Below are 23232 nucleotides of genomic sequence, written 5' to 3'. Positions count from 1 at the left end.
CCGGCCGATTCACAGATTGGCCGGTCCCGGCAGGAAGCAGAGACGACAGGTGACAGAAGCGATCCTCCTGGTCGGCGGCAGAGGCACCCGGCTGCGCCCGCTCACGGTGCACACCCCGAAGCCGATGGTTCCGGCGGCCGGGGTCCCCTTCCTCACACACCAGCTGGCGCGGGCGAAGGCGGCGGGCGTGGAGCACATCGTGCTCGCCACCTCCTACCTGGCCGAGGTCTTCGAGCCCTACTTCGGTGACGGCTCGTCCCTCGGCCTCAGCCTCGAGTACGTCACGGAGGAGGAGCCCCTCGGCACGGGCGGCGCCATCCGCAACGTGGCGAGCCGCCTCCACTCCGGTCCCGAGGAGCCGGTACTGGTCTTCAACGGGGACATCCTCACGGGCCTCGACATCCGCGCCCTGGTCCACACCCACCAGTCGACGGGCGCGGACGTGTCGCTGCACCTGACGAAGGTGACGGACCCGAGGGCATACGGCCTCGTCCCCACGGACGAGACGGGCCGGGTGACGGCGTTCCTGGAGAAGCCGCAGACTCCCGAGGAGATCGTCACCGACCAGATCAACGCCGGCGCGTACGTCTTCCGCCGCTCGGTGATCGACACCATTCCCCTGGGCCGCCCGGTGTCGGTGGAACGCGAGACGTTCCCGGACCTGCTGGCGGCGGGAGCCCACCTGCAGGGCATGGTCGACTCCACGTACTGGCTGGACCTGGGTACCCCGGCGGCCTTCGTGCGCGGCTCGGCGGACCTGGTCCTCGGGCGCGCCCCGTCCCCGGCGGTGCCCGGACGTTGCGGCGACCGCCTGATCCTGCCGACGGCCTCGGTGGCCTCGGACGCGAAGCTGACCGGCGGCACGGTGGTGGGCGAGGGCGCGTTCGTCGGAGAGGGCGCCCGGATCTCCGGCAGCACGGTGCTCTCCGGCGCCGTCGTCGAGCCCGGGGCGGTCATCACGGACTCCCTGATCGGTGCCCGCTCCCGCATCGGCGAGCGCTCGATCCTCACGGGCGCGGTCATCGGCGACGGCGCGGTGGTCGGCGCGGACAACGAACTCCGAGAAGGAGTACGGGTCTGGTGCGACGCGCGGATCCCGGCCGGAGCGGTGCGCTTCTCCTCGGACCAGCAGTAGCCCAGCAGTAGCGCTTCTCGACGACGCCGGGTGCCCTGAGCGGGTGCACCCGGCGTCGTGCTACCACCGTCCGATGTCGCCGCGCCGCATCCGCGGAGCGCGCCGCGGCGGCGCACACCCGCTCAACAGGATCAGGCGTGCCGCGCGGTGCCGCTGGCCCGCGTACGGCTGAAGCAGCGACAGCATCACGGAGTCGTCCGCGTCCCGGTCCCCGGCCAGCGCGTAGCCCACGATCCCGGGCAGATGCAGGTCCCCCACGGTCACCGAGTCCGCCGCCCCGTGACTGCGCTGCACGGTCTCCGCCGAAGTCCACGGCCCGATCCCGGGAACCACCTCGAGCCGTGCCTGGGCCTCGGCCGGCTCCATCCCCACCGCCTGCTCCAGCCGGGCGGCGACCCGCACCGCCCGCAGGATCGTCGACGCCCGCTTGTTGTCGACCCCGGCCCGGTGCCACTCCCAGGACGGAATGAGCGCCCACGTCCGCGGCGCCGGCATCACATGCATCCGCCCCGGCGCGGGCCCCGGCGCCGGTTCCCCGAACTTCCTCACGAGCAGCCGCCACGCCCGGTAGGCCTCGTCCGTCGTGACCTTCTGCTCCAGGATCGACGGAATCAGCGACTCCAGTACCAGGCCGGTCCGGGTGAGCCGCAGTCCCGGCCGACGGTGCCGGGCCAGCGCGACCAGCCGGTGCCGTGGCTCGAAGGCGTCGGGAGCGTCCAACGCGCCGAGCAGCTCCGGCAGTTGGTCCAGCAGCCACTGCGCCCCGGGTCCCCAGGCCTCCGCCTCGGCGACCCCGCTCCGGAGCGCGACCCGCAGTGTGCCCGGACCGAGCGGCGTACGACTGGCCCGCCACACCGAGCCGTCGGGCGTCGCCCGGAAGGTGGGATCGGCGGGACCGCGCCGCAGCGGCCCGAGCACCAGGCCCAGGTCCAGTGGCCCGGGCGGGGTCCAGGTCCGCCGCCGTCCGGGAGCCGTGGCCGGCCGCGGAATGCCCGCGGGCACGACGACATGCCCACCGCGCGCGGTCGTCGGGGTGGGGCGGGGGGCGAATCGTCCGGCCACGGATGAGGTCCTGGTGTGGGTTCGGCGGGCAGGCTGGGCGTTCTTCGAGGGTAGACGGCGCGGGTGGGCCGCGGGGGCCGTCGCGTGCGTTCCTGCCGCGGCGGTCCGGCGCGCCCGCCCCGCTCACCGCACCTCGACGAACGCCCCCGCATCCCGCTCCGGTCGCGGCTTCGGCTCCTCGGCCGGATGCCCCACCGCCACGGCGCCCATCGGCTCCCAGTTCTCCGGCAGTTCCAGTACCTCGCGGACGACGTCCCGGCAGAACATCGTCGAGGACACCCACGCGGAGCCCAGCCGCTCCCCGGCGAGCGCGACGAGCAGGTTCTGCACGCCCGCGCCCGTCGCGACCACGAACATCTCGCGCTCGGCCGCGTCCCGCCGCGCGTCGCCGTAGGTGTGGGAGCCGTCCATGACCATGCACGGCACGACGAGGTACGGCGCGTTGCGCAGTACGTCCCCGCGCCGGACGCGCTTGGCGATGGACTCCTCGCTCTTCCCGTCCCGGCGCAGGTCCGCGATCCACGCGTCCCGCATCGCGTCGAGCAGCCGCGTCCGCGACTCCTCGGACTCCAGCAGCACGAACCGCCACGGCGTGGTGTGGTGCGGCGCCGGAGCCGTCACGGCGGCGGCCACCGCACGGCGTACGGCACCGGGGTCGACGGGCTCGTCGGTGAACGCGCGCACCGTACGCCGCTGGGTCACCGCCTCCCGTACCGCCTCGGAGGTGCCCAGCCGGAACATGTCGTCGCGCGCGCCGCGCACCATCGCGCTCGCCCCGTCGCCGTCGTCCCCGGTCACCACGTGCGGCAGCCCGCGGACCACCGCGACGGGCAGCCCGGCGGCCTTGCCCTTGACCAGGTCGCCGGCGGCCGCCAGCTCGTCGGCGGTGGCGACGACGGTCGCGCTCAGCGGGTTGCCGTGCGCGTCCGTGCCGCCGCGCAGGTCGTCGAGGACCCGTACGCCCGCCGCCCCGATGGCGACATCGGTGAGTCCGGTGCGCCACGGCCGCCCGAAGGTGTCCGTGACGATCACGCCGACCTCCACGCCGAGGGTGTCCCGCAGCCCCTCGCGGATGGTGCGCGCGGACGCGTCGGGGTCCTCGGGCAGCAACAGCACGGTGCCGGCAGGGGTGTTGGAGGCGTCGACACCGGCGGCGGCCATCACCAGGCCCTGCCGGTTCTCCACGATCCTGAGCTGCCCGCGCCGAGCCACGACCCGCACGGTCTCGGCGTCGATGGCGGCCTCCCGGTCGTCCGCCCGGACGACGCGCCCCTCCGCCTTCGAGACGATCTTGGAGGTGACGAGCAGGACGTCGCCGTCGACGAGTCCCGGCTCGGCCGCGGCGATGACCTTGGCGAGGTCGTCGCCCTCTCGGATCTCCGGCAGCCCCGCAACCGCCCAGACCCGGTAGGCGGGCACGGCGGCGGGCGTACCACCGCCGGCCCCCGAATCCATGGAAAGCCCGCCGCTCAAGCCCCCCGCACCTCCTCCGCCAGCGCCAGGGCCTCGCGGGCCATCCGCGCCGTCGCCTCCAGGTCCGTCATCATCAGCGGCACGGCGCGGCAGCGGATGCCCGCGGCCTCCACGCGCTGAACGGCGGCCGCGTCCACCGTGTCGACGAGCCAGCCGTCCAGCAGCCCCGAGCCGTAGTGCTCGGCGACCGCCGCGGCCGTGGACTCCACACCGACCGCCGCGAGCACCTTGTCGGCCATCCCGCGCACGGGAGCGTCACCGATGATGGGGGACAGGCCCACCACCGGAACCCCAGCCTCCGCGATGGCCTCCCTGATGCCGGGGACCGCCAGGATCGTGCCGATGGAGACGACGGGGTTGGACGGCGGGAAGAGGATCACGTCCGCCTCGGCGATCGCCTCCAGGACACCCGGCGCGGGCTTCGCCTGCTCCGCGCCGACCGGCACGACCGCCTCGGCCGGGACGGAGGCGCGCAGCCGCACCCAGTACTCCTGGAAGTGGATCGCCTTGCGCTCGCCGGAGCCCGCGGCGGAGTCGCTGTCGGGCAGCGTGACGGCGACGTGCGTCTCGACGCGGTCGTCCGACATGGGGATCAGCCGGACCCCCGGCTTCCAGCGGTCGCACAGGGCCTGGGTCACCGCGCTCAGCGGGTAGCCCGCGCCCAGCATCTGGGTCCGCACGATGTGCGTGGCGAAGTCACGGTCGCCGAGCCCGAACCACTCCGGCCCGACGCCGTACGCCGCGAGCTCCTCCTTGAGGTGGAAGGTCTCGTCGGACCGGCCCCAGCCCTGTTCCTCGTTGATGCCGCCGCCGAGCGTGTACATCACCGTGTCGAGGTCCGGGCAGACCTTCAGCCCGAAGAGGTGGATGTCGTCGCCGGTGTTGCCGATGACGGTGATCTCCGCGTCGGGCACGGCCCGCTTCAGACCACGCAGGAAACGGGCACCGCCGATGCCGCCTGCCAGAACCACAATGCGCATGGAGGCAGTCTTGCAGGCGCCTGTGACAACGCGTGCCCCGACGGGGGCACCCGCGACGCCGCCCGGCAGCGGTCACGCCCGACCCGCTGCCCGCCGGGGGGACCCAGGCTCTCAGGCCGTAACCGTGTCCACCGTGCCGCGCTCCGCCGCGCAGGCCCCGGTGTGCATCGGCATCTCCGTCAGCCCGGGGAAGTAGACGTGCAGACTCACCGCAGGTTCCAGGGCGTCGTTCACCACTTCGTGTACGTAGCCGGGCGCGAACACGCGCTGCGCCCCCGCACGCAACGCGCGGGTGCCGCGCTCCGTGCGCTCCGTGAGCGCGCCGTGCAGGACGGTCAGCACGCCGGACGAGCGCCCGTGGTCGTGCAGCCCGCTGCCCTGCCCGGGCACCCAGGACAGCAGCCATACCTCGTAGCCGGGCCCTGTCTGCAGCCGGTGGTACCAGCGGGTGGTCGCGTCGTACCGGACCAGGTGCTCCCACCGGGAGCGGTCGGCGGTGATGGTGCGGGCGAGCCCGGCGAACTCGGCCACGGTGACCGGGTGCTCGCGCGGCGGCTGGAGCAGGTGCGGTACTTCCAGGATGTCGCCGGCGATCTGCAGGTCGCTGTCGCTGTTCATGGGTGCGGTGGTTCCTCGGCGGGAGAGTGCGGGGGGTGGGGTGTCGCGTGTCGTCCGCCCGGGTCACGGGCGCGGCGCGAGCCCTGGTGCGGGCGGAGGGAACAACAGCCGGGTCATGTGGACCCGGGGACGGCCGGAGCGCGGGGGAAGGCTCAACAGTCGGAACAGCAACAGCTACAGCGAGCGCGGGCAGCACCGTGGGACCCGGCGGTGCGGGTCTGGGTGAGTGCCGAGTTCGCGAGCATGCCCACTAGGACATCGGTTCACACCTTTTCCTGTCAACTTCGCGTCCGCCATGTGGGAGCTGTTTCACCTCATCCGGTTCATCCTGCAGAGGAAAGGTTTGTTCAGTGGAGTCGGGGGGACACATGGCGCACCGCCGGGTACGTGGACGTCGTTGCGATCTCGTGATCCGAATGTGATCCGGTTCGCTTCGGTGTGCGTGTCGGAACGAGATCGAACTCCTGGGCGTCCTTCTCGCTGAGGGGTGACAGAGCCGTCTGGACCCCCGCAGGCTGTCATGGTTTATGCCGATTTGAACACTTTCCGCATAGCCTTGGTTCCGCAGAGTGAATAAGGGGCCCAATAGCAGATCTCGGCTTGACTGGCCCGGATCGGCACACTTGTAATTTCACTCGTGTCGTTCAGCCGGATTCGGTAACGGCTACATCACGGGGACGCGAAAGACAGACGAGGGGCGCACATGACCGAGCTGGTGCAGCAACTGCTGGTCGACGACGCGGACGAGGAACTCGGCTGGCAGGAGCGCGCGCTGTGCGCCCAGACCGACCCCGAGTCCTTCTTTCCCGAGAAGGGCGGCTCCACCCGCGAGGCCAAGAAGGTCTGCCTCGCCTGCGAGGTCCGCTCCGAGTGCCTCGAGTACGCGCTCGCCAACGACGAGCGGTTCGGCATCTGGGGCGGCCTGTCCGAGCGTGAGCGCCGCCGTCTGAAGAAGGCCGCCGTCTGACGTCACCGCGGTCGCTGCGGCGAGTGACGAAAAGCCGCACATCCTTTCGTAACGAATGGCCCGTCGCAGGTGGGTTGTCCACAGGCGGCGGGCCGTGATCTTGTCCAACCGTTAGTGTGGGCCTCCGTCCGAGACGTCCCGCTGCCCCCTCGGGGCACAGGCGTCCACCGCAGTCCAACGAACCGGGGCCCGTACCTCGATGTCCGTGCACAGCCATTCGGCGGTCCAACACGACCCGTCTCCACCAGAGTTCCCGCGTCACGTGGTCACCGCGGTGCTCGTCGCCCACGACGGCGCCCGCTGGCTGCCCGACGCGCTCGCCGGGCTGCTCGGCCAGGAGCGCCCCGTGCAGAACGCCGTGGCGGCCGACACCGGCAGCGCGGACGACTCCGCCCAGCTGCTCACCGAGGCCCTCGGCCCCGACCGCGTCCTGCACCTCGCCCGGCGCACCGGTTTCGGCCAGGCCGTCGAGGAGGCGAGCCGCTCGGCGCCCGCACTGACCCCGGACGACCTGCCCTACCTCAAGCGCCCCAGCGGCTGGGACCCCGTGACCCGCAGCTGGCGGGACGAGGCCTACGACATGCCCGAGCTGCCGTACGGCGAGCCGGTGCAGTGGCTGTGGCTCCTGCACGACGACTGCGCGCCCGAACCGGGCGCCCTGGCCGAGCTGTTGCGCGTCGTGGACCACGAGGAGGAGCTCGGCCGCGAGGTCGCCGTCGTCGGCCCCAAGCTCCGCGGCTGGTACGACCGCCGGCAACTGCTCGAGGTCGGCGTCACCATCGCCAACTCCGGCCGCCGCTGGACCGGCCTGGAGCGGCGTGAACAGGACCAGGGCCAGCACGACCACGTCCGCCCGGTGCTGTCCGTGTCCACCGCCGGCATGCTGATCCGGCGTGACGTCTTCGAGCAGCTCGGCGGATTCGACCGGAACCTGCCTCTGATGCGGGACGACGTCGACCTGTGCTGGCGCGCCCAGGCCGCCGGCCACCGCGTCCTCGTCGCCCCCGACGCGGTCGTACGACACGCCGAGGCGGCCTCCCGCGAGCGCCGCACCGTCGACTGTGTGGGCCGCACCGCGGCCTCCCCGCACAAGGTGGACAAGGCGGGCGCCGTCTACACCCTCCTCGTCAACGCCCGCAGCGCACAGCTGCCCTGGGTCCTGCTCCGCCTGGTGCTCGGCACCCTGCTGCGCACGGTGGCCTACCTCGTCGGCAAGGTGCCCGGCCAGGCCGTCGACGAGATCCGCGGTCTGCTGGGGACGCTGCTGCGGCCCGAGCGGATCATCGCCGGACGCCACAGGCGCGGCCGCCCGCAGGTCGACAAGGGCGAGCTGCGCGCGCTGTTCCCACCGCCCGGAGCCACCGTCCGGGCCACCGTCGAACAGGTCGCGAGCAACCTCGTGGGCCGCTCCGACCCCGAGGTGTCCTCGGCCGGCCGGCACGGCGGCGGCCTGGAGTCCGGACCCGGTGGTGACGACGCCGACTTCCTGGAGGTCGAGCAGTTCGCACGGCTCAAGCGCATCGCCCGCAAGCCCGGACCGGTGCTCTTCGGCGTCCTCCTGCTCGTCTCGCTCGTCGCCTGCCGCGCGCTGCTCGGCGGTGGCGCGCTCGCCGGCGGCGCGCTGCTGCCCGCGCCCGCCGACTCCTCCGAGCTGTGGTCGCGCTATCTCGACGCCTGGCATCCGGTGGGCGCCGGCGGCACGCACTCCGCGCCGCCGTATCTGGCGCTCGTCGCCCTGCTCGCCTCGATGCTGTTCGGCTCCACCGGTCTCGCGGTCACGGTGCTGCTCGTCTGCTCCGTGCCGCTCGCCGGGTTCACCGCGTACTTCGCCTCGCGTCCCCTCGTCGAGTCGCGGCTGCTGCGCGCGTGGGCGTCCGTCGCCTACGCCTTCCTGCCCGCCGCCACCGGCGCCCTCGCCGGTGGCCGCATCGGCACCGCGGTCCTCGCGGTCCTGCTGCCGCTCATCGCACGCGCGGGCATCGCGGCCAGTGGCCTCGCCCACGCCTCCGGCGCGCGGGGCAGCTGGCGCGCCACCTGGGCCTACGCGTTGCTGCTGACGATCACCACCGCGTTCACGCCGATCGTGTGGCCGATCGCCCTGATCCTGGGCATCGGGCTGCTCGTCGTGCGCCGCAACGACGTCGTCGCCCACGGCCTGCGCTTCCTCGCCCAGGTCGGCACCCCGCTGCTGCTGCTCGCCCCGTGGTCGCTGACGCTGCTGCCGTTCGGCTTCTTCAAGGAGGCCGGTCTGGCGTACGGCGCGAGCGCGGCCTCCGCCTCCGACCTGCTCGGTGCCAGCCCGGGCGGGCCCGGCACGGTCAGCGGGCTGATGCTCATCGGCGTCGTCCTCGCGGCGCTGGCCGCCCTGATGCGCGGCGAGCGCCAGGCCGCCATCTGGACGGCGTGGGCTGTCGCCCTGGTGGCGCTCGTCTTCGCGGTCCTGTCCAACCGCTCGACCTGGGCCGGACCCGCCACCCTCGTCTACGGTCTCGCGCTGCTGGCCGCCGCCGCCGTCGGTGCGGACGGCGCACGCGCGCGCGTGGCCGAGCAGAGCTTCGGCTGGCGCCAGCCGGTCGCCGCGCTCATCGCGTTCGCCTCCGCGGCCGGGCCGCTGCTCATCGCCTCCGGGTGGATGATCCGCGGCGCGGACGGGCCGGTGGAGCGGCGCGACCCCGTGCAGGTGCCCGCGTTCGTCGCCGAGGAGAGCGGCACCAGCGACCAGGCCCGCACCCTCGTCCTCGACGGCGAGTCCACCGCGCGCGTGGGCTACACCCTGGTCCGTGGCTCCGGTGCCCGCCTCGGCGACGGCGAACTCGCCGCCGAGGACGGCGAGAACAAGCAGCTCGACAAGGTCGTCGCCAACCTCGTCGCGGGTTCCGGCGCCGACCAGGCCGATGAACTCGGCGGCTTCGCCGTGCGCTATGTCCTCGTCCGCAAGGGCGCGCCCCGCGACATCAGCCGCGTCCTGGACGCCACGCCCGGCCTGACCCGGCTCAGCCAGCAGGACGGCAGCGCCCTGTGGCGGATCGACCGCGAGGTCTCCCGCGCCGCGATCATCGGCGGTACGGGAGCGCCGCAACCCGTCGCCGCCGGGCCCGTGGAGATCCACACCACGATCCCCTCGGGCGCTCAGGGCCGCACCCTGCGGATCGCCGACACCGCCGACCGGGACTGGACCGCCACCCTGGACGGCAAGCCGCTCACCGCCACCACCGTGGACGGCTGGGCGCAGGGCTTCCAACTGCCCGCATCCGGCGGCAGGTTGGACGTCACCTACGACACTCCGCTCGGCCACACCGCCTGGCTGTGGACGCAGGGCGCGCTCGCCGTCGTCCTGGTGGTGCTCGCCCTGCCCGGCCGCCGCCGTGACATCGACGACGACCTTCCTCAGGAGCGGGTGGTGCCCGCGCAGGACATCACCGGTGAGGGCCGCCGCGCCCGCCGGCTGCGCGCGCAGGCCGAGGCGGAGGAGTCCGCCGCCCAGGACACCGGCACCCCACCCGCCCCCGCCGAGGAGCCCCCCGCCGCCGTGCCGCACCAGCCGGCGTACGGGGAGTGGGACACGACGGGCTACGCCGACACCGAGTACGGCTCCTACGGCGGCGAGCACTACCCGGGCGTCCCCCAGCAGTACGCGCCGGGCGCCTACGAGCAGCAGCCGTACCAGGCCGACCCCTATCAAAGCGCCCAGTACGACCCGTACGCCTACGGCAACACGGCGCCGTACGACCCGACGTACACCCAGGGCTACGCCACGCCGTACGACCCGGCGCACGGCACCGACAGTGAGCGCCCCGACGGGAGCCAGCAGTGAACCGCACGACCCTGTCCCTGATCGCCGGCGCGACCGCGCTCGCCGCCGTCACCGGATTCGCCGCACTCGGCGCGCCGGCCGCCTCCGGCAGCGACACCCGGAAGACGGCCGCCCGGCTGCCCGTGGAGCAGACCCGGCTGCTGTGCCCCCAGCCGAGCACTTCCGACCTCGCCGACACCTCGTACACGTCCTTCACGCCGGTCGTGCAAGGCGCCGGCGGCAGCGGCAAGGCCCAACTGGCCGTGGCGGCCGAGCAGTCGACGGACAGCACGGCCACGGGCAAGGTCGGCAAGGCGAGCAAGGGCAAGAAGCAGTCCGGCGCGCCGACGCTGACCCAGAAGCAGCCCGGCACCCCGGCCACCGGGGACGCCTCGGGCGCCGACACGCCCGCCCTGGTCGGCACGGCCACGGGCAGCTTCGCGCCCGGCTGGACGGTCCAGGAGACCACCGCGGTCGCCGCCGGCACCGGGCGCGGACTGCTGGGCACGAGCTGCACCGCCCCCGACACCGAGTTCTGGTTCCCGGGCGCCGCCACCACCGCGTCGCGCACCGACTACGTGCACCTGACCAACCCCGACGACTCCGCCGCGGTCGTCGACATCGAGCTGTACGGCAAGGACGGCAACCTCAAGTCGACCGTCGGCGAGGGCATCACCGTCCAGCCGCACTCCAGCGAACCGATCCTGCTGTCCACGCTCACCCAGGCCCAGGAGAGCGACCTCACGGTCCACGTCGGCGTCCGCAGCGGCCGGGTCGCCGCCGCCGTGCAGGCCCTGGACGACAAGCAGGGCGGCGACTGGCTGCCCGCCTCCACCGATCCGGCGGGCTCCCTGGTGCTGCCCGGTATCCCCAAGGACGCCACCGACGTGCGTCTGGTCGCCTTCGCACCCGGCGACTCCGACGCCGACCTCAAGGTGCGGCTCGCCTCGCCCTCCGGGGAGATCACCCCGGCCGGGAACGAGACGCTGCATGTGAAGGCCGGCATGACCACCGCCGTGGACCTCGGCGACGTCACGCGCGGCGAGGCCGGCTCCCTCGTACTGACGCCCACCGACAGCCCGGTCCCCGTGGTCGCCGCGGTGCGCGTGGTGCGGGGCAAGGGCGGCGGGCAGGAGTCGGCGTTCATCCCGGCCACCGCGCCGGTCGGCACACGCGCCTCGGTCGCCGACAACAGCGCCAAGGGCACCACGCTCGCGCTGGCCGCACCGGGCGCCACGGCCACCGTCAAGGTCACCGCGTCCGCGGGCAGTGAGGGCGGCACAGCGGTGACGAAGCAGTACACGATCAAGGGCGGTACGACACAGGACGTGGACGCGCCCGTGCCGAGCGGCCTGAAGGGCACCTACGCACTCACCGTGGAGACGCTCTCCGGCGGCCCCGTCTACGCCTCGCGCATGCTCCAGACGACCATCGAGGGGCTGTCGGCGTTCACCGTGCAGACCCTGCCGGACGACCGGGGCACGGTGGCGGTGCCGGAGGCACGCCAGGACCTGTCGGTGCTCCTGAAGAAGTGACGGGAGGGTCCGTGAGCATGCGGAAGGACCCGTGGGGGTGCGGGGCTCAGTCCTCGCCGTAGCGGGGATCCACCGTCTCCGGAGTCAGCCCCAGCAGCTCCGCCACCTGCTCCACGACCACCTCGTGGACCAGGGCGGCACGCTCGTCGCGGCCCTTGGTGCGGATCTCGACCGGGCGCCGGTAGACCACCACGCGGGCGCGGCGGCCGTCGCGGGCCGGGATCGTGCCTCCCAGGGGTACGGCCTCATCGCTCCAGCCCGCGCCTGGGCCGTCCAGCCGCGGCACCTCCAGGACCAGGAAGTCGATCTCGGCGAGCTGCGGCCAGCGTCGCTCCAGCCGTTCAACGGAGTCCTGCACCAGATCCGCGAACACCTCGGCGCGGCTCGCGGAGAGCGGCACCTGGGGCGGTGCGACGGGGCCGCGCATACCTCGGCCGTGGCGGTCACGGCGGCGGGGCCCGGGTGCGGCGGCGCGGGGCGGTACGGGGGTGTCCATCACTGAAAGAAGCGTAGTCCCCGAGCCGGCGGCGCGCCCGGCCCCACGCGGACCCCGGCTGCTCCGGGCAGGTCCGCGTGGGGCCCGGCGCCGGCCGCTTCCGGCTGCGGCGCCCGGCCGGCTCGCCGTGGACGGTGTGCCCCCCCGGGTGCCGGAGGTCGCGGGGCGTGTCGCCTGATGACCATTCCAGCCAAGCTTGGGCGCGATTCCGTATCCCTCCGAGACCGCCGAGCTCATGAACTTTGACGAGATTTGTACCAAGTGGTGACCGATTTCAGAGCCGTCCGGTATCTCGGCATGAGCTGTCCACGCAGGTCAGCCAGGCGGCCCCGAAGGTGGGTGTGGGGTGTTTCACAGCGCGACACGGTGGAGTGACCTGGGGGAGAGTCGTCGCGGCCCGCTCAAGAGTGCGGTACCGTCCAACGTCGTGAGCCCTGTACGTCGCTGTTCGCGCACCGCTTGCGGCCGACCCGCCGTCGCGACGCTGACGTACGTCTACGCCGACTCGACCGCGGTCCTCGGCCCGCTCGCCACCTACGCCGAACCCCACTGCTACGACCTGTGCGCCGAGCACTCCGAGCGGCTGACCGCGCCGCGCGGCTGGGAGGTCGTCCGGCTGCTGGACGGCTCGGCCCCCACGCGCCCCAGCGGCGACGACCTGGAAGCGCTGGCCAACGCGGTCCGTGAGGCGGCCCGCCCCCAGCAGCGCGCGGCCGAGGCAGGCGGCGGCAGCGCCCGTACGGCCGACCCGATGGAGGTCGCACGCCGCGGCCATCTGCGGGTCCTGCGTTCGCCCGACAACTGAGCCTCCCACTGCTCTCCGCCACGCCCGCCCGCATCGGGTGCGCTCCCTGAGGGCCGGTGTGCAGGGTGAGACCCGGTATGAAGTCCGTTCGAAGTGTTCGTCGGACCCGGGGAGCCCCGGTCAGGCACGTGTCCCAGCAGGTAGTTTGGGGACATCGTCGAGAACTCAGGAGGGTTGGCCGTGGCTGCTGATCTGTCGCAGATCGTGAAGGCGTACGACGTGCGCGGGGTGGTCCCGGACCAGTGGGACGAGACGCTGGCCGAGCTGTTCGGCGCGGCCTTCGCCCAGGTGACCGGCGCGGACGCGATCGTGATCGGCCATGACATGCGGCCCTCGTCCCCGGGCCTCGCGGACGCCTTCGCGCGGGGAGCCGCCGGACGCGGTGCGGACGTCACCGAGATCGGCCTGTGCTCGACTGACCAGCTGTACTACGCGTCGGGCGCGCTGAACCTGCCGGGCGCCATGTTCACCGCCTCGCACAACCCGGCGAAGTACAACGGCATCAAGATGTGCCGCGCGGGCGCCGCCCCCGTCGGCCAGGACACGGGCCTCGCCGAGATCCGCGCCCTGGTCGAGGAGTGGCTGGACGGGGAAGCGCCGCAGCCCGTGGCGACGCCGGGAACGATCAGCCGGCGCGACACGCTGGAGGACTACGCGGCGTACCTGCGCACCCTCGCCGACCTGACCTCCATCCGCCGCCTGAAGGTCGTCGTCGACGCCGGCAACGGCATGGGCGGCCACACCGTGCCGACCGTCCTCGCCGGGCTGCCCATCGACCTGGTCCCGATGTACTTCGAGCTGGACGGCACGTTCCCCAACCACGAGGCCAACCCGCTCGACCCGAAGAACATCGTCGACCTGCAGAAGCGCGTCCGCGAAGAGGGCGCCGACATCGGTATCGCCTTCGACGGCGACGCCGACCGCTGCTTCGTCGTCGACGAGCACGGCGACCCGGTCACCCCGTCCTCGATCACCGCACTGGTCGCCGCCCGGGAACTGGCCAAGCACGGCGGCAAGGGCACGGTCATCCACAACCTGATCACCTCCTGGTCGGTGCCCGAGGTCGTCCGGGAGAACGGCGGCACGCCGGTCCGCACCCGCGTGGGCCACTCCTTCATCAAGGCCGAGATGGCCCGCACCGGCGCCATCTTCGGCGGCGAGCACTCCGCGCACTACTACTTCAAGGACTTCTGGAACGCCGACACGGGCATGCTGGCCGCCCTCCACGTCCTCGCGGCCCTCGGCGGCCAGGACGGCCCGCTCTCCCAGCTCGTGGCCGAGTACGACCGCTATGTGGGCTCCGGCGAGATCAACTCCACGGTCGACGACCAGCAGGGCCGCCTCGCCGCCATCAAGGCCGCCTACGAGGGCCGCGAGGGCGTTGAACTGGACGAGCTGGACGGCCTGACCGTCTCCTCCGCCGACTGGTGGTTCAACGTCCGCCCGTCCAACACCGAGCCGCTCCTGCGCCTGAACGCCGAGGCGAGGGACGAGGCGACCATGGCGAAGATCCGCGACGAGGCGCTGGAGATCATCCGGGCCTGACGCCCCACCACACGACGGGGGAGGCGGGGCGGGCGCGCCCCGCGGCGCCCGCCCCGCCCAACCTCCGCACGCCGCCGCCCGCGGCGGTAGTCTGACCAGGCCAAGCGCACCAGCCCGAAGGGACCCGTCATGCCGCTCGAAGCCGGCCTCCTGGAGATCCTCGCCTGCCCGGCGTGCCACGCCCCGCTCAAGGAGGAGGACAGCGAGCTGGTCTGCACCGGCCAGGACTGCGGCCTCGCCTATCCCGTCCGGGACGGCATCCCGGTCCTGCTCGTCGACGAGGCCCGCCGCCCCGCCTGACGCACCCGGCGATCGGAGGCTGCCGCCCATGCTCGACGAATCGCTGCTCGACGACCCCGAGGCGCTGGCGCGCGTCGACCGACGCGGACTGCTCAGGGGCGCCGCCGAGGCAGGCGCCCGGGTCCGCACAGCCGTGCGGTTCGCCGCCGAGGCAGGGGTCAACGACCTGAAGCCCGACGGCCGCCCCCGAGCCGTCCTCATCGCGGGCCCCGGCACCGCCTCCGTGGGGGTCGCCGAGCTGCTCGGCACCCTCGCCGGCGCCGCCTGCCCGGTCGTCCGCATCCACCCCACCGGCGTCGCCCCCGCGGCCGGCGCGCTGCGCTGGGAGCTTCCCGGCTGGGCCGGGCCCGTCGACCTGCTGCTGATCGCCACCCCCGACGGCTCCGAACCCGGCCTCGGCATCCTGGTCGAGCAGGCCTACCGCCGCGGCTGCACCGTCGTCGCCGTCGCTCCCGCCCGCTCCCCGATCACGGAGGCGGTGACCGCCGCCCACGGCCTGTTCGTGCCGATGGCGACCGCCCCCTACGAGCAGGAGGAACCCCTCGCCGCCTCCGCGCCCGGCGTCCTGTGGGCCCTGCTCACCCCGCTGCTCGCCCTCCTGGACCGCACCGGTCTGCTCTCCGCGCCGCCCGATGCCCTGGAGAAGGTCGCCGACCGACTCGACCAGGTCGCCGAACGCTGCGGCCCGGCCATCGCCACCTACGGCAACCCCGCCAAGAACCTCGCCGCCGAACTCGCCGAGGCGCTCCCGGTGATCTGGACGGAGGGCGTCTCCGCCGCACCCGCCGGCCGCCGTTTCGCCGCCGCGCTCGCCGAGCTGGCCGGCCGTCCCGCGCTCACCGCGCAGCTGCCCGAAGCCCTCGCCGCGCACGGCGTGCTGCTCTCCGGCCCACTCGCCGCGGGCGCCGACCCCGACGACTTCTTCCGCGACCGCGTCGAGGAGGCACAAGCCCTGCACGCGCGCGTGGTACTCCTGCGCGACCGCCCCATCGGCGGCCTGAGCGCCGCCCCCGCCGCCCGGGACCTGGCCCTCAGCCATGACACGGCGATCAGCGAACTCGAGCCGGAGGACGGCGACGAGCTGGAGACCCTCGCGGAGCTGATCGCCATCACGGATTTCGCCGCTGTTTACGTGGCGCTCGCTTCCGGCCCCTGATCTTGGCTCCCGGGGCCTGATCCAGACTCACACCAGCTGACCAGCGCACACCGGCCGGCCCGTCCAGAGGGGCGCCGGCCGGGAGCGTACGTACGGAGACAAAGAAGACCCATGGACCGCCTCGACAACACCATCCGCCCCTACGCCTGGGGTTCGACCACCGCCCTCCCCCGGCTCCTCGGCGTCGAGCCGACCGGTGAGCCGCAGGCGGAGATGTGGATGGGCGCCCACCCCGGCGCACCCTCGCGCACCCCGCGCGGCCCCCTCAACGAGGTGATCGACAAGGCCCCGGAACGTGAACTGGGGCAGCGGACGGTCGCCCGGTTCGGCCCCCGGCTGCCGTTCCTGCTGAAGATCCTCGCCGCCGGCGCCCCGCTCTCCCTCCAGGTCCACCCGAACCTGGAGCAGGCCAAGGAGGGCTACGCCGACGAGGAGCGCCGCGGCATCCCCGTCGACGCGCCCCACCGCAACTACAAGGACACCAACCACAAGCCCGAGCTGATCTGCGCCCTCACCGAGTTCGACGGCCTGTGCGGCTTCCGCGCCCCCGACGCCGCCGCCGACCTGCTGGCCGGCTTGGACGTCGACCCCCTCAAGCCGTACGTCGACCTGCTGCACGCCCACCCCGAAGACGCCGCCCTGCGCGAGGTCCTCACCGCCGTGCTGACCGCCGACCCCGAGGAGATGACCCACACGGTCAACGAGGCGACCGCGGCCTGCACCCGTCTCGGCGGCACCTACGCCCCGTACGCCGACATCGCCCACCACTACCCCGGCGACCCCGGCGTGATCGCCGCGATGCTGCTCAACCACGTCCGGCTCCAGCCCGGCGAGGCCCTCTACCTCGGCGCCGGCGTCCCGCACGCCTACCTGAACGGCCTCGGCGTCGAGATCATGGCCAACTCCGACAACGTCCTGCGCTGCGGCCTGACCCCCAAGCACGTCGATGTCCCCGAACTGCTGCGCATCGTCCGTTTCGAGGCGAGCGACCCCGGCGTCCTGCGCCCCGAGGCCTCCGCCGACGGCGAGGAGGTCTACGAGACCCCCATCGACGAGTTCCGCCTGTCCCGCTACGTACTGACCGAGGGCGCCGCCCCGCGCGACCTCACCCGCGCGACCCCGCAGATCCTGCTGTGCACGGCCGGTTCCGTCCGCGCGGGCGACGAGGTGCTCGCGCCCGGCGGGTCGGTGTTCGTACCGGCGGAGGAGCAGGCCGAGGTGTCCGGGGCCGGCACGGTCTTCCGGGCCACGGTCGCCGCCTGACGCCGCCGCCCGGCCCCCGGGCCGGGCGCCGTCGCGGTCCCGGCCCCGCGCACCGCTGTCGGAGCCTGCTGCAACAATGGCCCACCGGCAAAGGACGGGCAAAGCCCCGGACGGCGTCCGGCACGTACGGACGTCCCCGGCGCGACGGCTACGAAGGGACAACGCGAACACATGAGCGCGTCAGGCGGCACCAGGGCGATCGTGGCGGCACTCGGCGCCAACCTCGCGATCGCGGCATCGAAGTTCGTCGCGTTCGCCTTCAGCGGCTCGTCGTCGATGCTCGCCGAGGGCGTCCACTCCGTCGCCGACTCCGGCAACCAGTTCCTGCTGCTGGTCGGCGGCAAACGCGCCCAGCGCGAGGCGACCCCCCAGCACCCGTTCGGCTACGGCCGCGAGCGGTTCATCTACGCCTTCCTCGTCTCCATCGTCCTGTTCTCCATCGGCGGCATGTTCGCCATCTACGAGGGCTACGAGAAGATCCGGCACCCGCACGCCCTGGAGCACTGGTACTGGCCGGTGGGCGTCCTCGTCTTCGCGGTCATCGCCGAGGGCTTCTCCTTCCGCACGGCGATAAAGGAGTCCAACGAACTGCGCGGCACGCTGTCGTGGGCACAGTTCATCCGCCGCGCCAAGGCGCCCGAGCTGCCGGTCGTCCTCCTGGAGGACTTCGGCGCGCTCATCGGCCTGGTCCTCGCCCTCTGCGGCGTCGGCCTGGCCCTGATCACCGGTGACGGCATCTGGGACGGCATCGGCACCGTCTGCATCGGTGTCCTCCTCGTGCTGATCGCCCTGGTCCTCGCCGCCGAGACCAAGTCCCTGCTCCTCGGCGAGGCCGCGGGCGTCGACGTGGTCAAGCAGATCGAGGCGGCGATCGTCGACGGTGACACGGTCACCGGCCTCATCCACATGCGCACGCTCCACCTGGGCCCCGAGGAGCTGCTGATCGCCGCCAAGATCGCCGTGCAGCACGACGACACCGCCGCCCAGGTCGCCTCCGCGATCAACGCCGCCGAAGCCCGCGTCCGCGCCGCTGTCCCCATCGCCCGCGTCATCTACCTCGAACCGGACATCTACAGCGAGGCCGAGGCCGCGAAGGGCCCGGACCCCGAGGCGACGCCCGGTGGACCCGTGCCGAGCGCCGGGCACTGATCACACGCTGAGCCCGACGGACCACGTGAAGGCCCCGTCACACGGCACCGCGCCCAGGAGGCCGGCCGCAAGCAACCAGACGTCTTGGGAGGCGGACTGGGGACGGCTGGGTCCTCCGGTGTAGCTTGGAACGGAGCCAGACGTCGCTGCTGATGGCGGTCGGGCGGTCCAGGACGGGCCGACCGAGGGAGAGAGGGCCTCCGACGGACTGCGCTGCGCGCACGTGGGCATGCCTGTGTCCTCTTCGGGCACCCTGTGCCCGCCGCCGCGCAGACCAGCCGTACCCACCTCGACCCAACCCCGAGGAGCAGCTCGCAATGACGACTGTCGAGAACCGACAGGACTTCAAGGTCGCCGACCTCTCGCTGGCCGAGTTCGGCCGCAAGGAGATCACCCTCGCCGAGCACGAGATGCCCGGTCTGATGGCGATCCGCAAGGAGTACGCCGAGGCCCAGCCCCTGGCCGGCGCCCGTATCACCGGCTCTCTGCACATGACCGTCCAGACCGCCGTGCTCATCGAGACGCTGGCCGCGCTCGGCGCGCAGGTCCGCTGGGCGTCCTGCAACATCTTCTCCACCCAGGACCACGCGGCGGCCGCCATCGCCGTCGGCCCGAACGGCACGCCGGACAACCCGCAGGGCATCCCCGTCTTCGCCTGGAAGGGCGAGACGCTCGAGGAGTACTGGTGGTGCACGGAGCAGGCGCTGACCTGGCCGGACAGCCCCACCGGCGGCCCGAACATGATTCTCGACGACGGTGGTGACGCCACCCTCCTCGTCCACAAGGGCGTCGAGTACGAGAAGGACGGCAAGGTCCCCTCGCCCGACACCGCCGAGTCCGAGGAACACCGCGTCATCCTCCAGCTGCTGACCCGCACCCTGGGCGAGAACCCCCAGAAGTGGACCCAGCTGGCGTCCGAGATCCGCGGCGTGACCGAGGAGACCACGACCGGCGTCCACCGCCTGTACGAGATGCAGCGCGAGGGCACCCTCCTGTTCCCGGCGATCAACGTCAACGACGCCGTCACCAAGTCGAAGTTCGACAACAAGTACGGCTGCCGCCACTCCCTGATCGACGGCATCAACCGCGCCACGGACACCCTCATCGGCGGCAAGACGGCGGTCGTCTGCGGCTACGGCGACGTGGGCAAGGGCTGCGCGGAGTCCCTGCGCGGTCAGGGCGCCCGCGTGATCGTCACCGAGATCGACCCGATCTGCGCGCTGCAGGCCGCCATGGACGGCTACCAGGTCACGACGCTGGACGAGGTCATCGACAAGGCCGACATCTTCGTCACCACGACCGGTAACCGGGACATCATCATGGCCAGTGACATGGCCAAGATGAAGCACCAGGCGATCGTCGGCAACATCGGCCACTTCGACAACGAGATCGACATGGCCGGCCTCGCCAAGATCCCCGGCATCGTCAAGGACGAGATCAAGCCGCAGGTCCACACCTGGACCTTCCCCGACGGCAAGAAGATCATCATCCTCTCCGAGGGCCGCCTGCTGAACCTGGGCAACGCCACCGGTCACCCGTCGTTCGTGATGTCCAACTCCTTCGCGGACCAGACGCTGGCCCAGATCGAGCTGTTCACCAAGCCCGACGAGTACCCGACCGGCGTGTACGTGCTGCCCAAGCACCTCGACGAGAAGGTCGCCCGCCTCCACCTGGACGCGCTCGGCGTGAAGCTCACCAAGCTCCGCCCCGAGCAGGCGGCGTACATCGGCGTCGACGTCGAGGGCCCGTACAAGCCGGACCACTACCGCTACTGACCTAGCCCCGGTCCGAAAGCAGGCCCCCGCACCCCCGTGCCGGGGGCCTGCCTCCTTTCCGGACCAGCGGGCCTGTCCAGACCACCGGCCTTTCCCGGACCACCGGGCGGACCGGCCCCGTCAAGCCCCAGGACCCCCATGCCCCGCGGCCGATATTCGCTTCACGACCCGCACGACCAGACCCTCCTCGCTGAAGAACACTTCCAGTGCGCGCCGGGCCCCACCGGCTGGCGCTACGTCTCCCAACTGACCACCCCCTCCGGCAGCGGATCCGGGGGCGTCCCCCGCAAAGGCACAGTCGCCGGCTCCGTCGACCTCACCCTCGACGAGCTCGGCCGCCCCATCCGCCTCGAACTCCACGCCGCTGGCTGGCAAGTGCGGGGCGCCGCCCTCGACGGCGTCACCTGGGTCCGCACCGACCCCACCGGCACCCATGCCACCGAAGGCAATGTCCGCGCCCACGCCTTCACCGGCACATCCCCCGCTTTCCTCGTCGCCACGGCCCGTCTGCTACGCCTCACCCCCTCTTCCTCCGCGACGCGGGTACGCCTCGTCGCCTTCACGGAACCCGTCCTCGCCCCCCGCACCGTGGACCAGTCCTGGGCCTTGGTCGCAAGAGAAGCACACACCACTGACAACGCCCCCCTCGTCGTGGACGAATACCAGGTCACAGCCCTGGACACGGGTGAGCGGCACACCGTCCACATCGCAGGCGACGTGGTGCTGGCGGCACCGGGCATCGAGCTGGAGGACCTGGAGTCGCCGCCGTCGGTGTTTCCGTGACAGAGGCGTCGTGGTGACCGCGGCTATGCCGGAGGGGCGAAGCCGGTGGAGGGCCGAGCCGGCGGCTCGGGGGATGCGGGCTGCGTGGGCTGCCGGGGCTGTGCCGGTGCCGACCGCTGGTCCTGCGGGGTGACGGAGGCCAGGGGCGGGGGCGGGGCGTAAGGCTGCTGAACCGCGGCCCCGACCTGCGGACCACCCTCGACGACCTCGGCAGCCCCCCAGCCACCGGAGGCCCGCCGAGCCTCCCGTGCCTGCCGCTCCTGCACCACCGCCGCCAGATAAGCGGCCGGCGGCACCCCGGGCGGTGCCGGGACACCTGTACGGGCCGCGAGATCCGCGGCGAGACGCTCCGCCATCGTCCAGCCCACCTGCGGGTCCAGCTGATGCATCCGGGTCAGGTACTGCCGGATCGCCAGCCACAACCCATCGGGAACCGCCGAGAGATCGAGCGCGGAGAACCGCCCGGCCAGCCACGGTGGCGGCGGGGGCATGAAGGACGTACGGCCGGCGGGCACCCGCTCACGAACGACGAGCGTGCCCGCGAACACGTCACCGAGCCGCCGCCCCCGTGCCGAGACGAGCGAGGCGATGCACGCCACGACCCCGAAGGTCATGAGGATCTCGACCACGCCGACCGCGCCCCGCACCAACGCGTGCCGGAACCGGATCGGCCCGCCGTCGTCCCGCACCACCCGCAGCCCGCACGCCAGCTTGCCCAGCGAACGCCCATGGCTCAGCGTCTCGACCGCGATCGGTCCGCCCACCGGCACGAGAACGAAGGCGGCGATCGACACCGCCATCTGCGCGGCCTCGTCCAGCCCGGCCGTGGACGCCACCAGAGCGATCATCACAAGGACGTAGACGACCACGGCCACCACCAGGTCGAGCAACACGGCCAGCGCCCGGCTCGGCAACTTCGCGGGGCGCAGCTCCAGCGCCACCGCCTCACCCGTCACTAGCTCACTCACGCCCGCCGTCCTTCCCCTGGCCCTCCCCGGAGTACGACAGTCTGCCAAGCTGAGGGCACACCGCGCCGCAGTACGAGGAGCAGCCCGTCCATGGACCTCGACGTGTTCGTGTCCACCCACCGTGCCGAGTGGGACCGCCTCGAGGCCCTGCTGCGCCGTCGGCGCCGCCTCAACGGAGCCGAGGCGGACGAACTCGTCGCCCTCTACCAGCGCACCGCCACCCATCTCTCGCTGATCCAGTCCAGCGCCCCCGACCCTCAGCTGACCGGGCGGCTCAGTCAACTGGTGGCACGCGCGCGCAGCGCTGTGACAGGCACGCGCCGCGCCTCGTGGCGCGATGTCACACGCTTCCTCACGCACGGATTCCCCGCCGCCGTCTACCGTTCGCGCCGCTGGTGGATACCGACAGCCTTGCTCTCCACGGTGGTGGCGGCGCTCCTGGGGTGGTGGATCGGCACCCACCCGGAGGTCCAGGCCTCCATCGCGGCCCCGAGCGAACTACGAGACCTGACACGCCCCGGCGGCGAGTACGAGACGTACTACTCGAGCCATCCCGCCGCCGCCTTCGCGGCCCAGGTGTGGACGAACAACGCCCGAGCCGCCGGCATGTGCCTGGTCCTGGGCATCTTCCTGGGGCTCCCGGTGCTGTGGATCCTGTTCGAGAACATGCTGAACCTGGGGGTCGGTATCGGCCTGATGTCCTCGGCCGGCCGCCTCGACACCTTCCTCGGCCTGGTCCTGCCACACGGCCTGCTGGAGCTGACGGCCGTCTTCGTGGCCGCCGGAACAGGCCTACGACTCGGCTGGACTCTCGTCGACCCGGGCCCCCGTACCCGTCGCACCGCCCTCGCCGAGGAGGGCAGGTCCGCTCTGGGCATGGCCATAGGACTCGCGCTGGTCCTGTCCGTCTCGGGCGCCATCGAGGGGTTCGTGACCCCTTCCGGGCTTCCCACCTGGGCCCGGATCGGGATCGGCATCACCGCTGAGCTGGCCTTCCTCGCGTACGTCTACGTCCTGGGCGGACGCGCGGCCCGCGCCGGGGACACGGGCGATGTGGACGCGGACGAGCGGAGCGCGAGCGTTCCGACGGCGGCGTGACCGAGACGGCCCCTCCGGATGTGCGTCTCCCGGCGTTGGCCTGCTAGTCTCCTCTTCGCCCCACGGGACCTGTTGACACGGGTGGCGTGGGGAGGTAGATTCAGACAGTTGCCTGGAGGTGGAGCTATCCACCCACAACAGGAACAGTGAGCATCTGCCGGCTCTTGGAGCGATCAGTTCCGAGCAGCCTCCCCGATGGATTCAGAACTGGTCGGCGGTCAGTCCGCCCCAAAACCTCTGATAAAGTCGGGTCCGCCGGAAAGGGAAACGCGAGAGCGGGAACCTGGAAAGCACCGAGGAAATCGGATCGGAAAGATCTGATAGAGTCGGA

The 23232-nt window shown here is 72.5% G+C and carries 19 protein-coding genes; 13 read left to right on the top strand and 6 right to left on the bottom strand.

Translation table 11 applies throughout. The features are described 5' to 3' along the window. Positions 1-49: 49 nt before the first annotated feature. Positions 50-1135 carry a sugar phosphate nucleotidyltransferase gene (locus tag ACFYZJ_RS32760; RefSeq protein WP_388574065.1) on the top strand — a complete coding sequence of 362 codons (1086 nt, stop codon included), beginning with the start codon at positions 50-52 and terminating at the stop codon, positions 1133-1135. Between the two features lie 60 nt (positions 1136-1195). Here ACFYZJ_RS32760 and ACFYZJ_RS32755 read toward each other — a convergent pair whose 3' ends face one another. From ACFYZJ_RS32755 to ACFYZJ_RS32740, 4 genes are all read right to left on the bottom strand, one after another. Beyond that, on the bottom strand, positions 1196-2197 hold the full coding sequence (locus tag ACFYZJ_RS32755; protein ID WP_388574062.1) for a DNA-3-methyladenine glycosylase family protein: 1002 nt from the start codon (positions 2195-2197) through the stop codon (positions 1196-1198). A gap of 123 nt (positions 2198-2320) precedes the next feature. Beyond that, complete coding sequence (locus ACFYZJ_RS32750; protein WP_388574311.1) at positions 2321-3652, bottom strand: coenzyme F420-0:L-glutamate ligase; 1332 nt, start codon at positions 3650-3652, stop codon at positions 2321-2323. Positions 3653-3666: 14 nt separating this feature from the next. After that, on the bottom strand, positions 3667-4650 hold the full coding sequence (gene cofD, locus ACFYZJ_RS32745) for a 2-phospho-L-lactate transferase (RefSeq protein WP_388574060.1): 984 nt from the start codon (positions 4648-4650) through the stop codon (positions 3667-3669). Between the two features lie 111 nt (positions 4651-4761). Continuing rightward, a complete protein-coding gene (locus ACFYZJ_RS32740) occupies positions 4762-5268 on the bottom strand; it encodes a cysteine dioxygenase (RefSeq protein ID WP_388574057.1) in 507 nt (168 codons plus the stop codon). Between the two features lie 703 nt (positions 5269-5971). Here ACFYZJ_RS32740 and ACFYZJ_RS32735 point away from each other — a divergent pair. The 3 genes from ACFYZJ_RS32735 (at position 5972) to ACFYZJ_RS32725 (ending at position 11563) form a co-directional block, all read left to right on the top strand. Beyond that, positions 5972-6235, top strand: coding sequence for a WhiB family transcriptional regulator (locus ACFYZJ_RS32735; RefSeq protein WP_003975777.1), 264 nt, complete (start codon positions 5972-5974; stop codon positions 6233-6235). A 199-nt stretch (positions 6236-6434) separates the two neighbouring features. Beyond that, positions 6435-10049 carry a glycosyltransferase gene (locus tag ACFYZJ_RS32730; RefSeq protein WP_388574054.1) on the top strand — a complete coding sequence of 1205 codons (3615 nt, stop codon included), beginning with the start codon at positions 6435-6437 and terminating at the stop codon, positions 10047-10049. After that, positions 10046-11563 carry a DUF5719 family protein gene (locus ACFYZJ_RS32725; RefSeq protein WP_388574051.1) on the top strand — a complete coding sequence of 506 codons (1518 nt, stop codon included), beginning with the start codon at positions 10046-10048 and terminating at the stop codon, positions 11561-11563. The genes ACFYZJ_RS32730 and ACFYZJ_RS32725 overlap by 4 nt, the downstream gene beginning before the upstream one ends. Positions 11564-11609: 46 nt before the next feature. Here ACFYZJ_RS32725 and ACFYZJ_RS32720 read toward each other — a convergent pair whose 3' ends face one another. Next, positions 11610-12059 carry a metallopeptidase family protein gene (locus tag ACFYZJ_RS32720; RefSeq protein ID WP_388574308.1) on the bottom strand — a complete coding sequence of 150 codons (450 nt, stop codon included), beginning with the start codon at positions 12057-12059 and terminating at the stop codon, positions 11610-11612. Positions 12060-12486: 427 nt separating this feature from the next. Here ACFYZJ_RS32720 and ACFYZJ_RS32715 point away from each other — a divergent pair, with 427 nt between their 5' ends. The 8 genes from ACFYZJ_RS32715 (at position 12487) to ACFYZJ_RS32680 (ending at position 20835) form a co-directional block, all read left to right on the top strand. Continuing rightward, a complete protein-coding gene (locus ACFYZJ_RS32715) occupies positions 12487-12864 on the top strand; it encodes a DUF3499 domain-containing protein (RefSeq protein ID WP_388574048.1) in 378 nt (125 codons plus the stop codon). Between the two features lie 180 nt (positions 12865-13044). Continuing rightward, a complete protein-coding gene (locus tag ACFYZJ_RS32710) occupies positions 13045-14409 on the top strand; it encodes a phosphomannomutase/phosphoglucomutase (protein ID WP_388574046.1) in 1365 nt (454 codons plus the stop codon). Positions 14410-14538: 129 nt separating this feature from the next. Continuing rightward, positions 14539-14709 carry a Trm112 family protein gene (locus tag ACFYZJ_RS32705; protein ID WP_161242457.1) on the top strand — a complete coding sequence of 57 codons (171 nt, stop codon included), beginning with the start codon at positions 14539-14541 and terminating at the stop codon, positions 14707-14709. A 28-nt stretch (positions 14710-14737) separates the two neighbouring features. Then, positions 14738-15865 (top strand): SIS domain-containing protein, encoded by a 1128-nt coding sequence (locus ACFYZJ_RS32700; protein WP_388574043.1) that lies wholly within the window; start codon positions 14738-14740, stop codon positions 15863-15865. A 111-nt stretch (positions 15866-15976) separates the two neighbouring features. Then, on the top strand, positions 15977-17128 hold the full coding sequence (manA, locus tag ACFYZJ_RS32695; protein WP_388574040.1) for a mannose-6-phosphate isomerase, class I: 1152 nt from the start codon (positions 15977-15979) through the stop codon (positions 17126-17128). 171 nt (positions 17129-17299) lie between these two features. Beyond that, on the top strand, positions 17300-18277 hold the full coding sequence (locus tag ACFYZJ_RS32690) for a cation diffusion facilitator family transporter (protein WP_388574037.1): 978 nt from the start codon (positions 17300-17302) through the stop codon (positions 18275-18277). Between the two features lie 317 nt (positions 18278-18594). Next, a complete protein-coding gene (ahcY, locus tag ACFYZJ_RS32685; protein ID WP_388574034.1) occupies positions 18595-20052 on the top strand; it encodes an adenosylhomocysteinase in 1458 nt (485 codons plus the stop codon). A 138-nt stretch (positions 20053-20190) separates the two neighbouring features. Continuing rightward, the gene (locus tag ACFYZJ_RS32680; protein WP_388574032.1) at positions 20191-20835 is read left to right on the top strand and encodes a hypothetical protein; all 645 of its coding nucleotides are present in this window, start codon (positions 20191-20193) and stop codon (positions 20833-20835) included. 23 nt (positions 20836-20858) lie between these two features. Here the strand turns inward: ACFYZJ_RS32680 and ACFYZJ_RS32675 are convergent, their stop codons facing one another. Further along, positions 20859-21803 carry an RDD family protein gene (locus ACFYZJ_RS32675; protein WP_388574029.1) on the bottom strand — a complete coding sequence of 315 codons (945 nt, stop codon included), beginning with the start codon at positions 21801-21803 and terminating at the stop codon, positions 20859-20861. A 90-nt stretch (positions 21804-21893) separates the two neighbouring features. On the opposite strand from ACFYZJ_RS32675, the gene ACFYZJ_RS32670 reads away from it, so the two are divergent. Then, on the top strand, positions 21894-22901 hold the full coding sequence (locus ACFYZJ_RS32670; protein ID WP_388574027.1) for a stage II sporulation protein M: 1008 nt from the start codon (positions 21894-21896) through the stop codon (positions 22899-22901). Positions 22902-23232 lie beyond the last annotated feature (331 nt).

This window comes from Streptomyces sp. NPDC001848, from assembly GCF_042891915.1.
Taxonomy (GTDB): domain Bacteria; phylum Actinomycetota; class Actinomycetes; order Streptomycetales; family Streptomycetaceae; genus Streptomyces.
Note: the sequence above shows the minus strand (reverse complement) of the source record. Positions and strands in the feature narration are given on the sequence as shown.